Source organism: Streptomyces sp. NPDC001594 (genome assembly GCF_042893675.1).
In the GTDB taxonomy this organism is placed as follows: domain Bacteria; phylum Actinomycetota; class Actinomycetes; order Streptomycetales; family Streptomycetaceae; genus Streptomyces.
Genome location: NZ_JBIAVB010000007.1, coordinates 81,745 through 94,902 on the forward strand (window position 1 = coordinate 81,745; position 13,158 = coordinate 94,902).

At 73.9% G+C, this 13,158-nt stretch carries 11 protein-coding genes; 6 read left to right on the forward strand and 5 right to left on the reverse strand.

Annotated elements, in window-relative coordinates; genetic code table 11:
* Window positions 1-16 precede the first annotated feature (16 nt).
* Window positions 17-889, reverse strand: a complete 873-nt coding sequence (locus ACFY0O_RS16180) for a helix-turn-helix domain-containing protein (protein WP_388947333.1) — start codon at window positions 887-889, stop codon at window positions 17-19.
* Window positions 890-1,224: 335 nt separating this feature from the next.
* On the opposite strand from ACFY0O_RS16180, the gene ACFY0O_RS16185 reads away from it, so the two are divergent.
* From ACFY0O_RS16185 to ACFY0O_RS16195, 3 genes are all read left to right on the forward strand, one after another.
* The gene (locus ACFY0O_RS16185; protein WP_358897047.1) at window positions 1,225-1,893 is read left to right on the forward strand and encodes a helix-turn-helix transcriptional regulator; all 669 of its coding nucleotides are present in this window, start codon (window positions 1,225-1,227) and stop codon (window positions 1,891-1,893) included.
* 64 nt (window positions 1,894-1,957) lie between these two features.
* Window positions 1,958-2,515 carry a toxin-antitoxin system, toxin component gene (locus ACFY0O_RS16190; RefSeq protein WP_388947334.1) on the forward strand — a complete coding sequence of 186 codons (558 nt, stop codon included), beginning with the start codon at window positions 1,958-1,960 and terminating at the stop codon, window positions 2,513-2,515.
* Window positions 2,512-3,702 (forward strand): MAB_1171c family putative transporter, encoded by a 1,191-nt coding sequence (locus tag ACFY0O_RS16195; protein ID WP_388947335.1) that lies wholly within the window; start codon window positions 2,512-2,514, stop codon window positions 3,700-3,702. Before ACFY0O_RS16190 ends, ACFY0O_RS16195 begins: the two co-directional genes overlap by 4 nt.
* A gap of 39 nt (window positions 3,703-3,741) precedes the next feature.
* Here ACFY0O_RS16195 and ACFY0O_RS16200 read toward each other — a convergent pair whose 3' ends face one another.
* On the reverse strand, window positions 3,742-4,518 hold the full coding sequence (locus ACFY0O_RS16200) for a hypothetical protein (RefSeq protein WP_358897053.1): 777 nt from the start codon (window positions 4,516-4,518) through the stop codon (window positions 3,742-3,744).
* A 75-nt stretch (window positions 4,519-4,593) separates the two neighbouring features.
* On the reverse strand, window positions 4,594-5,160 hold the full coding sequence (locus ACFY0O_RS16205; RefSeq protein WP_388947336.1) for a hypothetical protein: 567 nt from the start codon (window positions 5,158-5,160) through the stop codon (window positions 4,594-4,596).
* Window positions 5,161-5,448: 288 nt separating this feature from the next.
* Between ACFY0O_RS16205 and ACFY0O_RS16210 the strand changes: the two genes are divergently transcribed.
* Genes ACFY0O_RS16210 through ACFY0O_RS16220 form a run of 3 tightly spaced genes read left to right on the forward strand, consistent with a single transcriptional unit; the run spans window position 5,449 to window position 8,993 of the window.
* A complete protein-coding gene (locus tag ACFY0O_RS16210) occupies window positions 5,449-6,978 on the forward strand; it encodes a YfcC family protein (protein WP_388947337.1) in 1,530 nt (509 codons plus the stop codon).
* A 42-nt stretch (window positions 6,979-7,020) separates the two neighbouring features.
* Window positions 7,021-8,334, forward strand: coding sequence for a sensor histidine kinase (locus ACFY0O_RS16215; protein ID WP_388947338.1), 1,314 nt, complete (start codon window positions 7,021-7,023; stop codon window positions 8,332-8,334).
* A complete protein-coding gene (locus tag ACFY0O_RS16220) occupies window positions 8,322-8,993 on the forward strand; it encodes a response regulator (RefSeq protein WP_388947339.1) in 672 nt (223 codons plus the stop codon). Before ACFY0O_RS16215 ends, ACFY0O_RS16220 begins: the two co-directional genes overlap by 13 nt.
* Before the next feature lie 660 nt (window positions 8,994-9,653).
* Here the strand turns inward: ACFY0O_RS16220 and ACFY0O_RS16225 are convergent.
* Both ACFY0O_RS16225 and metG read right to left on the reverse strand, forming a co-directional pair.
* Window positions 9,654-11,060 carry a glycosyltransferase 87 family protein gene (locus ACFY0O_RS16225; RefSeq protein ID WP_388947340.1) on the reverse strand — a complete coding sequence of 469 codons (1,407 nt, stop codon included), beginning with the start codon at window positions 11,058-11,060 and terminating at the stop codon, window positions 9,654-9,656.
* Window positions 11,061-11,234: 174 nt separating this feature from the next.
* Window positions 11,235-12,950, reverse strand: coding sequence for a methionine--tRNA ligase (gene metG, locus ACFY0O_RS16230; protein WP_388947341.1), 1,716 nt, complete (start codon window positions 12,948-12,950; stop codon window positions 11,235-11,237).
* Window positions 12,951-13,158: the final 208 nt, after the last annotated feature.

Sequence of the window (13,158 nt, forward strand, 5' to 3'; positions counted from 1 at the left end):
CGCCGGATCCCGCCGGCTACTCCCCCAGCGTCGGGACCGCCCGCAGGCGGACCCCCTGCTGCTGCGGGAACCGGGCGCCGCCGCGCACCGGGCCGGTCGGCAGGCCCTGCGGGGCGGAGAGCACCAGGGTGATCCGGGTCAGCCCCATGCCGTCGAGCATCCGGCTGGTTTCGGCCACCATCCGGCAGCGCACCAGGCCCCAGCCCGGGTCGGGGTGGCGCACCGTGCGCACCGCGCCGTCCTGTTCGGCGGCCTCCTGCCCGTGCGTGGTCAGCCAGTGCGGGACTCCGTAGCGGTAGGCCGCCTCCATGAACGGGTCGCGGGCCACCTCCTGGCGGATGCTGCGCAGCCCCTCGTCCTCCGGGGCGGCCGCCAGCGCGGTGGCGAACTGGGCCAGCAGCGGTACGCACCAGGCCGGTTCGTGGTCCTCCAGCACGGCCGCGGCGTCCGGATGGAACAGCACGAAGCGCAGGAAGTTGTCGTCCGGCAGGGCCGTGGGGTGCGGTCTCACCGTCTGGAAGAGGCGGTCGAAGGCCGAGTTGGTGAGGGCCACGTCCCAGCGGTGGTCCACCAGGAAGCTCGGGTAGGGCACGGCCTCCATCAGGGCCGCGTAGTCGACCAGGTAGTCGCGCTGGGCCGGGTCCTGGGGCAGCCGGTTCTCCTCGGCCGCGCGCCAGGTGGGCGGCGGGTCCCGGTCGACCATGATCCGGAAGAGCCAGAAGCACTGCCGCTCGCTCATCTCCAAGGCCTCGGCCAGGGCGAGGAGTTTGCGGTCCGTCCATTCCTTGACCAGGCCGCGTTCCCAGTTCCCGTACGCGCGTACGCTGATACGCAGACGCGCCGCGAGGTCTTCCTGACTCAGGCCCAGTTCTTCGCGGCGTTGGCGCAAAATCTCCTTGCGCCGTTCCGACCGCACTGCGCCACGGGCGGACTCGTCGCCCGCCAGGCGCTCCTCACCGGCTCGGACGAGGCCATCAGACGGGCCCACCGCTGCGAGATGTGGCACCGAGAGCTCCCCCTCCTCAACGGTCTGGATCTTCATTTCCGTGTGGCGATCCTGCTACCGACTTCATTCGAGTGTCAACTATTGTGGCAATTCCAGCCTGGCGACAGCTCATTCGCGCCACAGCTGTGGCAAGTTATGGCTCTCCCAAAACAAACCGGATAGATTCCCTGAGGCCGACCACGTGCCCACTGACCTCGCGCGATCTAGGAGAACCACTGGTGACAGACGGCTTCCCGGCTCCCGTCGCGGTGGCCAACGCGCCCCTGGCGGCAACCGTCACGCGGGTCGCCGAGCTGGCGAACAAAATGGGCCGCGACCCGAACCAGGTCTTCGACCTCCGCCGCCTCTCGGAGGCCTCCGGGGTCCCCACGGACGTGATCAGGTCCCTCCTGGACGGCAGGCGGGCCGGTGAACCCGACCTCCAGGCGCGCTTCCTCCAGCGCCTCGACCTGCTCCGGCGCACCCGGGTGAAACCGAACGGCCGCCGCTACACCCAGCAGGAGATCGCGGACGGCGCCGGGATGTCGCGGCAGCAGGCGGGCGCCCTCATCAACGGCGACCGGCGGCCCACCATGGAGCACTGCGACGCCATCCAGCGCTTCTTCGGGGTGCACGCGGGCTTCCTCACCGCCCATGACGCCGACGCGCTCACCGACGCCCTCCAGCGCACCGAGCAGCAGCTCCTCCAGGACTTCGCGGGACGCGAGCGCCAGCCCGTGCCGGCCGAGGCCGCCGCGGCCGGCGACCCGCTCGCCCGGCTCCTGCAGAACCACGGGGTCCGGGGCATCGCCTGGCGCGCCGCCCAACTGCCCAGCGACAAGCACCGGGACAAGGTGACCGAATGGCTGGACATGCTTCTCGAAAGCGTCAAACCGAACGAATCATGACCCAGTCGAAAGTCTGGATCTGATCCTTGAGTCCTGATCCGGATCCGCGTCGACGGGGAGAACGGTGAGCATAGGCAGAGCGCAGCGGCGATTGTGCGCGGAGCTGGTGTCCGGCATCAAGCTGGCCGGCCCCGTGGAACCCGTGGACCTCTACACCGCCCTCTGCGACGGCATGAGCAGGCACCGGGGCCGCCCGGTGCAGTTCCGGATGGCGGCGTTCCCGCAGGGGACCGCCAGCGGCCTGTGGCTCGACATGGCGGACCGGGACCTGGTCGTGATAGAGGAGCGCACCGCGCCGGACCACCAGCTGGTGATCCTGGGCCACGAGCTGTGGCACATGCAGGCCGGCCACTGCAGCCACCACGTCGACGGCGCCGCCGTCGCGGCCCGGCTGCTGACCGACGGGGCCGACCTCGGCGAGACGGTCCGCAGCGTCGCCGCGCGCACCCGCGCCGACGTCCGGGAGGAGACCGAGGCCGAGACCTTCGGCCTCCTCCTCGGCAGCAGATGCCGCACCTGGCTGGCCGGGTCCTCCGGCGGACGCCCGGCCGGCCGCCGGGACGAGCTGGCGGGACGGATCGAGACCTCCCTCGGCTACCGGGGGCACAGGAACGACCGTTGAAAGGACCGGACTACTACATCCCGGCGGCGGCGATGGCGATCTCCCTCGTCTGCAAGCTGCCGGCCCTGCGCACCAACTGGCGCGATCCGCTCCTGCGGTCGGTCTGCTTCCTGCTCCTCCTCGCCGGCGCGGTCTTCACCTTCGCCGCCCCGCCCACCATCGAGGCCGTCAACCGGTGGACGGGGATCCCCAACTTCTCCGCCCCCCTCGTCTACTGCCTGATGACGGCCTTCAGCGCCTCCTGCCTCGTCCTGGTGTTCAACTGGCGCGGCGGTCCGGCCGAGGACATCCGGCACACCTCGATGCGCTGGATCGCCGGCTACTCCGTGGTCATCACGGCGATCGTCATCCTGTTCGCCCTCGGCTCGGCCCCCGTCGAGCGGCTGCGCGACTTCGACACGTACTACGCGAACACCCCCTACATCCGGCTGATGGTCGCCTCCTACCTGCTGGCGCACAACGTGGCCGTGATGATGATGGTCTCGATGTGCTGGCGCTGGTCCCTCCAGGTCTGCGGCTGGCTCCGGGCCGGCCTGCTGATCATCGTCTCCGGCTACGCCATCAGCCTGGCCTACGACGCCGCGAAGATGTCCGCCGTCGCCGCCCGCTGGCTGGGCCACGACCTGGACTTCCTGAGCACCTTCGTCGCCCCGCCGCTGGCCTCCGCCGGCGCGCTGGTCAGCTCGGTCGGCTTCGTACTGCCCCTGCTCTACCAGCGGGTGTCCGACAGCTGGCGGACCTGGAGCACCTACCGGCACCTGGGGGCGCTGTGGCACGAGGTGCAGAGCACCGCGCCGAGCGACACGCCGGGGGTGCGGATGTCCTGGTGGTCCCCGGCCGAGATCCGGGTGATCCAGCGGGAGTCCGACATCCACGACGGGTTCCTGAGGCTGGGCCCCTGCTTCGACCGGCGCCACCGCGACACCGCCTACGCACGGGCCCTGCAGGCCGGGGCGGACGAGGAGACGGCCCGCGCCGTCGCGGACGCGGCGATGGTGGCGGCCGCCGTACTGGTCTGCGCCGCCGACCCGCAGGCGGTGGCCGGGACCGAGGAGGAGGAAGCGGCCGCCGACCGGGTGCTCGTCACCGCCGACGGTCCGCGTGACCTCGTCCGGATCTCGCACGCGCTGCGGCACTCGCCGCTGGTGGCCGCCGCCCGGCGGCAGGCGGCCCCGGCGGGGGGCTGAACCCGCCGGGGCCGCGGAACCGCGGGAGGCCCGGGGGCCTCAGCGGGACGCCGTCACCGACAGGGCCGGGAACAGGTCCTGGAAGGCGCCCGCGGAGTCGGTGCCGGCCCGCCCGAAGGGGGCGTCGAAGCTCCACACCATGAACAGCAGGAACACGATCAGGGCGCTGAAGAGGCCCGCCAGCAGCAGCTCGCGGCCCGAGCGGCGGATCTGCAGGGTGAAGATCAGCCCGATGGTGACGACACCGCCCACCAGCAGCCCGACCCAGACCACGCTCGGCAGGGTGGACTCGTCGCTCTGTGTGCGCGAGTGCCGGGCGTCGTCGGCGGCCGCGATCTGGTCGAGCAGCGGCTGGTAGGCCTGTGCCTGGAGTTCGTTGGCGGGGCTCTGGTGGGTGACGTCGGTGCGCAGCTTGCCGAGCAGCTGGGCGCCCTCGGGGGAGGCCTCCCGGCCGGCGACCAGGCGCGGCCAGTCGACGTTGACGGTGTGCGCGACGTACGCGTCCACCTCGCCGCGGATCCGGTCGCGGACGGGCGCCGGGTAGACGTCGGCCCGCTGGGTCACCTCGTACAGCGACTGGGCCTCGCGGCGCACGCTGTCCTCGGCGGCGCCGCGCGCCTCCCAGACCCCCGCGATGGCCAGGCCCAGGACGATCGCGTACACCACGCCGACCATCATCGTCATGTACTCGATGACGTCGGGGGTTTCGCTGGTGTCCTCGTCGTCCGCGACCCGGCGGTGCCGGATCACGGTCATGGCGAGGACGAGGGCGCAGACGAGCGCCATGGCGATGGCCAGGACCAGCCATTCGGACACGAGGGATCTCCCGTTCGTGGATGCGTCGGTGTGCCGGCGGTTCGGAGCCGCTCGGAGCCGCGGTGCGGCGGTGTCTCAGGAGGCCGCGCCGCGGCTCTTGGAGCGGGGGCGCAGTGCGGCGGCGGCGAGCACGGCCGGGGTGGTGACGACCACCATCAGCATCATGGTGCTCAGCCCGTTCGGGCCGCGCCGCTCCAGGGCCACGGAGCGGTACGGGCGCACGTGGAAGGCGTGCGCCGGCGCGGCGGTCCCGGGCGCGGCCGGACCGGAGGCTGCGGCCGGCGCCGGCCGCGCGTCCGGCGGGGACGCCGGCGGAGCCGGGGCCGGCTGCGCGACGCCGTCCGGCGCCGGGGGCCCGGGTTCCGGGGTCCCGGGCAGGCCCGGCGCCTCGCCGGGGTGGTGCACGGCGGGCCGTTCGGCGCCGGGCACCCGTACCCGTACGGCGGGCGGGACCACGGCCGGGCTGCCCGGCCGGGCCACGGGCGGCGGGGGCATGGGCGGCCGCGCGGGCCGCCCCGCCGGGACGCAGATGTCGACCCGGGCCCCACTGCCGTGCCCGTCGCCGGCGACCGCCACGTGGCCGTGCAGCGGGCAGAGCGCGGCCACCATGCCCGCCCCGGCGTAGTACTGCCAAGCCGTCACCGCGGTCCTCCGATTCGGCAGCCGATATGGGGGTTACGGCTGAAGAAACGATCAAGGGCCCGGTTCGACACGCGCCGGACGGGTCAAGATCCTTGTCCGAGGGGTGACTTCGGGCCGGGCGGGTGACGCGTGCGGCCCGCGCCGCCGGGCCCGCTCACCCTGACGGACCACTCCACCCCCGCGCCCGCCGCCGCCCCGGCCCATGCTCGGAGGAAGGGGTTCACGGCTCGGCCGAGGGACGGTGGCACGGATGGCGGACGGCGGGCGGGGTCCGGCGGGGGCGCACCGGTGACGGCGCCCCCGGCCGGCGGCCCGGAGCAGGCGGGCGCGGCCCCCGCCCGGGGCCTGCGCCTCCCCAGTGCCCTGACCGTCCTGGCCCTGGTCACGGTCGCGATCTGGCTGCTGGCCTTCCTGATCCCGGCGGGCCGGTACGACCGGAGCGCCGACGGCGCTCCGATCGCCGGCACCTACCGGCGGGTGGCGGGCGACCGGAGCCTCACCGACCGCCTGAACGACCTCTTCCTGGCCCCCGTCAACGGGCTCTACGGCATCCAGGACCCCGCGACCCACGAGGTCGGCCCGAGCCTGACGGGCGCCCTGTACGGCAGTGCCGGGGTCTTCCTGTTCGTCCTGGCCATCGGCGCGTTCATCACCGTGGTCTTCGAGACCGGCGCCCTCGACCGGGGCATCGCCCGCCTCGCGCACCGGCTGCGCGACCGGGGGGCCCTGCTGATCGCCGCGGTGATGGTGGTCTTCTCCGTCCTCGGCACCGTCGAGGGCTTCGCCGAGGAGACGCTCGGCTTCTACGGGCTGCTGGTGCCGATGATGCTGGCGCTCGGCTACGACCGGCTCGTGGCGGTCGGCGCCTCGATCCTGGGCGCCGGCATCGGCGTGCTCTGCTCCACCGTCAACCCCTTCGCCACCGGAGTGGCCTCCTCTGCGGCGGGGATCTCACTGGGCGACGGCATCGTGCTGCGCTTCGCCATGTGGGTGGTGCTCACCGCCGTCACCGTCCTCTACGTCATCCGCTACGCGCGCCGCGTCCAGCGGAACCCGGACCGGTCCCTGTGCGGGTTCCTCCCCGGCGACCTGACGCTCAAGGCGGAGGCCGACGCGGACGCGGAGCCCCGGCTCACGCGGCTGCACCAGGCGGTGCTGGTGCTGCTCGTCCTGGTCTTCGCCTTCATGATCTTCTCGGTGGTGCCGTGGTCGAGCGCGCTGACCGGGAGGGCCGACGCCACCCCGTACGCCTGGGAGCTCGGCTGGTCCTTCCCGCAGCTGTCGGCGCTGTTCCTGTGCGCGGCGGTGCTGGTGGGGCTGGTGGCGCGGTTGGGCGAGGCGCGGCTCAGCTCGACGATCATCCGCGGGGCCGCTGACTTCGTCTCCCCGGCACTGGTGATCATGCTGGCGCGCGGGGTCACCGTGATCATGAACAACGCGCGGATCACGGACACCGTCCTGCACTCCATCGAGGGCGTGGTGAAGGGGACCTCGTCCGGGCTCTTCGCGGTGATCGTCTTCCTGGTCAACCTGCCGCTGGCCTTCCTGATCCCCTCCACCTCCGGCCACGCGACCCTGGCCATGCCCGTGCTCGCCCCGCTGGCCGACTTCGCGGGGGTCTCCCGGGCAGTGGTGGTGACCGCCTGGCAGGCGGCCAGCGGCTGGATGAACCTCTGGGTCCCGACAACGGCCGTCACGATCGGCGGGGTCGCCCTCGCGAAGGTGGGCTACGACACCTACCTGCGCTTCGTCTGGCCGCTGCTGGCCGTGTTGTTGGTGCTGATCTGCGGGTTCGTGGCGCTGGGGGCGGCCGTGTGACGGCCCGTCGGGGGCGGTACGCCATCACCTAGGGTGGTACCCGTGCCCGGATCCACCGCTCCAGACCCCGCCCTGCCCCTCGAACCGCCCGTCGCGGTCTGGCGGTCGCTGCGGCGGCCGCTGCGGTTCCTGGTGTCCTGGTGGCCCTGGCGGTGCTGGGCCTACCTCGGCAGCGGGTTCGCGCTGGGGTACGGGGTGCTGTGCGCGCTGGCGCTGCTGCTCGGGCTCGGGGTACTGCTGGCGGTCGCGGGGATCGGGCTGGCGCTGCTGGCCGGGGCCCCGGCGGGGGCGGTGCCCCTCGGGGAGCTGGAGCGGCGGCGGCTGCGCTGGGTCGAGCCGGAACCCGTCGCGGATCCGCACACCTCGCTCGCCGGCGCCGGAGCGGGGGCCTGGCTGCGGACGCGGCTGCGCGAGCGGGCCACCTGGCGGGAGTTCGGGTACGCCGTGCTGTTCGGGCTGGTCTTCGGGGCGGCCGGGTTCGGGGTGCTGGCCCTGGTGGCCCTCTCGCTGATGCTGGTGGCCTCCCCCGTGATCGTGTGGGTCCTCGCCCCGGAGCCGGTGATGCTGATACCCGGCGAGGCGGCGGCCGGCCCGCTGGAGGCCCTCGGCGGCACCGCCGTCGGCCTGGCCGGACTGGCCCTCGCCGCGTACGCGGCCGCGCTGATCACCGGGGTGCAGGTGCGGACGGCCCGGCTGCTGCTCGGGCCGCGCGAGGAGGACGCCCGGGTCCTGGAGCTGACCCGCTCCCGGGTCCGGCTGGTGGAGGCCTTCGAGGCGGAGCGGCGCCGCATCGAACGGGACCTGCACGACGGGGCCCAGCAGCAACTCGTCGCCCTCAGCATGACGTTGGGCCTCGCCGAGCTGGAGCTGCGCAAGGCCCCCGGCACCGACGCGGCCGCCGCCCTGGTGCGCCGGGGACGCGACGAGGCCAAGCTGGCCCTCGCCCAACTGCGGGACCTCGTACGGGGGATGCACCCCCAGGTGCTGACCGACCACGGGCTGGCCGCGGCCGTCGCCGAGGTGGCGCTGCGCCATCCGGTGCCGGTCACGGTGGACCTGGAGGTGCCCCGGCTGCCCGAACCGGTCGAGGTCACGGCGTACTTCACGGTCACCGAGGCCCTCGCCAACGCGGCCAAGCACAGCGGCGCCTCGCGCGTCGGCGTCGCCGGCAGGGTCGAGGACGGCCGGCTCACGCTCACCGTCACGGACGACGGCCGCGGCGGGGCCGATCCCGGCGCTGGGGCGGGCCTGGCGGGGCTCGCGGACAGGGTGGCGATGTTGCGGGGAAGGCTGACGGTGAGCAGCCCGGTCGGCGGGCCGACACAGCTTCGGGTGGAGGTGCCGTGCTCCGGGTGATCCTGGCCGAGGACTCCGTCCTGCTGCGCGCGGGGCTGACGGAGCTGCTGGCGCTCGGCGGCCACCGGGTCCTCGCCGCCGTCGGCGACGCCCCCGCCCTGCTGCGGGCGGTGGAGGCCGAGCGGCCCGACGTGGTGGTGACGGACGTGCGCATGCCGCCCGGGTTGCGCGACGAGGGGCTGCGGGCCGCGCTCGCCCTGCGCTGCGCCGACCCCGCGCTGCCGGTCCTGGTGCTGTCGCAGTACGTGGCCACCGCCTACGCCACGCAGCTGTTCGGCGGCGGTTCGGCGGCCGGGCTGGGCTACCTCCTCAAGGACCGGGTCGGTGAGGTCGAGGAGTTCCTCGACGCCCTGCGGCGGGTGCACGAGGGGCAGACGGTCATCGACCCCGAGGTGGTCCGGGTCCTGCTGGCGCCCCGGCCGGCGGACGACCCCCTCGACCGGCTCACCCCGCGCGAACGGGAGGTGCTGGCCCTGATGGCGGAGGGGCTCAACAACCAGGCCCTGGCGGCGCGGCTGTTCGTCACCGAGGCCTCGGTGGTGAAGCACGCGGGCAGCATCTTCACCAAACTGGACCTGGACCCGACGGAGGGCAACCGCCGCGTCCTGGCCGTCCTCGCCCACCTGCGCCGCGCGGGCGCGCGGGCCGCCGCGGACTGACCTCCCGTCGGCCGTGACCTGCGGGTGTTCAGACCGGTGGGACGGCTACTAGGGTCGCAGGGTGGCGAAGAACGATGCGATGCCCCCCGCGCCCGGCGGCCCGGACGGACCGGACGGCCCGGACGAGGACGAGTGGAACGTGGTCCTCGACGAGGACTTCGTCCGCGGTGCCTCGATCCACGAGTCCGCCGCGGGGCGCACGCGGACGTGGCCGCTGGTCCTCGGCCTGTTCCTGCTGATGGGCGTCCTGGCCCTGGTCACGCTGGAGATGTCGGACCCCGCCGACGAGGAGCGCGTGACCGCCAGGCCCAGGAGGACCCCCGCCGCCACCGCGACCCCCGCCCCCGCGGCCCCGGCCCCTTCGGCCGCGGGCCGGCCGATGGTCCCGCTGGCCGAGGTGTTCCCGCCCGAGGTCCCGGACGGCTCCGGCGGCACGTTCACCCGGGTCGACGCGAAGGTGCTGGGCTCCTGCACCGAAGCGGACTCCGTCGGCCCGCGCCTCGCCGCGATGATCGCCGAGGGCAAGGGCTGCGTCGGCGAGCAGGTCGCCCTCTACGAGGACGCCCGGGACGACCGGTTCGGGCTCGCCGTCTTCACCCTGGCGGACCCCCGGGACACGCTGAGGGTGGTGACCGGGCTGACGGAGGCCCACGAGGACCATCAGGTCGGCGTACCCGTCCCGTCGCCCGGAGCCGGCCTGGCCCTCCCGGGACCCGGGACGGGACGGGTGCAGTCCTTCACCGGCGTCGGCCGGGTCGCGGTCGTCGGGCTCGGGCAGTGGTCCGACGGCCGGAGCGCCGACCTCCAGCGGCTGGCCGACCGGCTGGGACCGCTCCAGGACGCGGTCGGGCGGAACGTGGACCGGTACGAGGGCGCCACCGCCGCGCCCTGACCCGGCGCCCCCGACCGGGCCACCACCCGCGAGGGCACGCCCCGCGCCGGGGCGGCCGAGCGGGCCCACACCACCAGCAGCGCCGGCAGCGCCAGGTAGCCGAACCGCCCCGCCGGGGCCAGCAGGAAGGCCAGGGTCAGCCCCAGCGCGAGGCGGTCCGCCGCGGCCACCACCGTGCGCGGCGGGCGCACCCACAGCGAGAGGGCCACCCCCAGCCCGCCCAGCGCCAGCAGGGCCACCGTCAGGTACCAGCCCCAGGGCCCGAGCCCCGCCAGCAGGTGCCCCGGCAGCGGGCTGCCCGCCGGGGTCGCCACCTCGGCCCGGCCCGTCGGGAAGGCGAACACCTGCCGCCACAGCTCCGCCGGCTGGAGCAGGGCGCCCGGCAGCACCAGGGCGGCCGTGACCGCTCCCGCCGCCACCGCGCAGCGGACCGCCGCCCGGGCACCGGAGCGGGAGCCGAGCAGGGCCGCCGCCACCGCCACCGCGGGCAGCGCCGTCCACTTCAGGGCGCACGCCGCCCCCAGGGCCGCCCCGGCCGCCCCCGGGCGGCCCGAGGCGGCCGCCGCGAGGGCGAGGCAGCACAGGCCCGCCAGCGGCAGGTCCACCCCGCTCACCGCCAGCGGAAGTGCCACCACCGGCGAAGCCACCAGCAGCGGGAGCAGGGGCGAGGGGGCCGCGCCGAGGAGGCGACGGCCGGCCCACATGCCGCCGGCCAGGACGGCCGCGCACCAGATGCGGGCGTCGCCCAGCAGTCGGACGGCCCCTCCCCCGCCCCCGCCGAAGGCGCCGTCGAGCAGGGCGCGGGGGACGCCGAGGAGGGACATGGCCGGGAGGTAGGGGGTGTACTCCCCGACCCCGGCGGGGTGGTCGACGTACGTCTTCCCGGTGTCGAGGAGGAGCCGCCCGGAGCGTTCGATCACGCCGACCTCGGACTGCCCCTGCCCGGTCAGGACCAGGTACAGGAGGGGGACGGCGACGGCACCCAGCAGGGCCGCGCCGAGCGCCTCCCGGCGCCGGCCGAGGGCGGTGGCCGCGGCGGCGGCGAGGTATCCGGCGGCCGCGCACCAGCCCCACAGGCGGTGCGGGGCCAGGGCGGAGAACAGCGGGAAGGACAGGGCCCACACGGCGGCCAGCAGCCAGCCGGCGGTCCACCGGGCGGTACGGGAAGGGGTCATGGGCCCATTCCAGCCGCGCCGCGCCGGCCGGGTCTGCACGCCTGGGCGGAGCTTTCACGGTGGGGTTTTCCCTACCCTCCGCCCCGTCCGCCCCCGTCCCCGGCCGGGTTCGGACGCGCCGAAGGGCGCGGCCCCGGACGGGGTCGCGCCCTTCGGGCGGCGTTCACACGGGCCTCAGGCCTCCGGGGAACCGCCGAAGCGCTCGCGGTAGGACTCCAGGTCCTCCTCGGTGACCCGGGCGAACAGCACCGGCGGCACCGTGAACGGGGTCCCGGCCGGGACCGCGTCCAGCGCCTTCGCCTGCTCCGGGGTCACCCAGGTCGCGGTGTCGCCGGGCAGGTCGAACGCGGTGCGCATGGCGCGCGCCGAGGCCGGGATGAACGGCTCGGAGACCACCGAGTAGAGGTGGATGAGGTTCATCGCGGTGCGCAGGGTCAGCGCGGCGGCCTCCAGGTCGGTCTTGACCTCCAGCCAGGGGGCCTTCTCGTCCAGGTAGGCGTTGCCCGCGGACCACAGGGCGCGCAGCGCGGCGGCGGCCTTGCGGTACTGGAGGGTCTCCATGTGGCCCTCGTACTCGGCCAGCAGCTCGGCGATCTGCTCGCCCAGCTTCGCCTCGGCCTCGCCGGCGGGGCTGCCGGCCGGGACCTCGTCGCCGAACTTCTTGCGGGAGAAGGTCAGGACGCGGTTGACGAAGTTGCCGAGGGTGCCGCCGAGGTCCTTGTTGACCGTGGCCGCGAAGTGCTCCCAGGTGAACGACGAGTCGTCGGACTCGGGGGCGTTGGCGATCAGGAAGTAGCGCCAGAAGTCGGCCGGGAGGATCTCCAGCGCCTGGTCGGTGAAGACGCCGCGCTTCTGCGAGGTGGAGAACTTGCCGCCGTAGTACGTCAGCCAGTTGAAGGCCTTGACGTAGTCGACCATCTTCCAGGGCTCGCGGGTGCCGAGCTCGGTGGCCGGGAACATCACCGTGTGGAACGGGACGTTGTCCTTGGCCATGAACTGGGTGTAGCGGACGTCATCGGCCTCGAACCACCAGGACGTGTGGTCGCGGTTGGCCGGGTCGGCGTCGGCCCACTCCTTGGTGGAGGCGATGTACTCGATCGGCGCGTCGAACCAGACGTAGAAGACCTTGCCCTCGGCGGCCAGTTCGGGCCAGGTGTCGGCCGGGACCGGGACGCCCCAGTCGAGGTCGCGGGTGATGGCGCGGTCGTGCAGGCCCTCGGTCAGCCACTTGCGGGCGATGGAGGACGCCAGCTGCGGCCACTCCTCCTCGTGGCGCGCGACCCAGGCCTCGACCTCGTGCTGGAGCTTGGACTGGAGGAGGAAGAGGTGCTTGGTCTCGCGGACCTCCAGCTCGGTGGAGCCGGAGATGGCCGAGCGGGGGTCGATCAGGTCCGTGGGGTCGAGGACGCGGGTGCAGTTCTCGCACTGGTCGCCGCGGGCCTTGTCGTAGCCGCAGTGCGGGCAGGTGCCCTCGACGTAGCGGTCGGGCAGGAAGCGGCCGTCGGCGGGCGAGTACACCTGCCGGATCGCGCGCTCCTCGATGAAGCCGTTCGCCTGGAGCTGCCGCGCGAAGTGCTGGGTGATCTCGGCGTTCTGCGCGGAGGAGCTGCGGCCGAAGTGGTCGAAGGACAGCTCGAAGCCGTCGTAGACCGCCTTCTGGGCGTCGTGGGCCTGCGCGCAGAACTCGGCGACCGAGATCCCGGCCTCCTTGGCGGCGAGTTCGGCGGGCGTGCCGTGCTCGTCGGTGGCGCAGATGTACAGGACGTCGTGGCCGCGCTGGCGGAGGTACCGGGAGTACACATCCGCCGGAAGCATCGACCCGACCATGTTGCCCAGGTGCTTGATCCCGTTGATGTAGGGAAGCGCGCTGGTGATCAGGTGTCGAGCCATCCTCGGATGCTCCATTTCAGTTCATTTCTACGGATCCATGCGGCGGCGGCCCCCCTCGGACCTGCCGTGGGCGTGCCCTGCCGTGTACGCATGGTGAGGCGGTTCATCGTATCGAACCGCGGGCACGGACCCCGACCGGTATCCGGAGGGCGGACGCCGGGGCCCGGCTTGCACCTCGGCATATGCCTCTGCATATGCGTACGTACCG

Excerpts from the sequence above, each read along its gene's own strand:
- ACFY0O_RS16225 (WP_388947340.1), bottom strand. The coding sequence starts at position 11,060 with ATGACCCCTTCCCGTACCGCCCGGTGGACCGCCGGCTGGCTGCTGGCC.
- metG (WP_388947341.1), bottom strand. The coding sequence starts at position 12,950 with ATGGCTCGACACCTGATCACCAGCGCGCTTCCCTACATCAACGGGATC.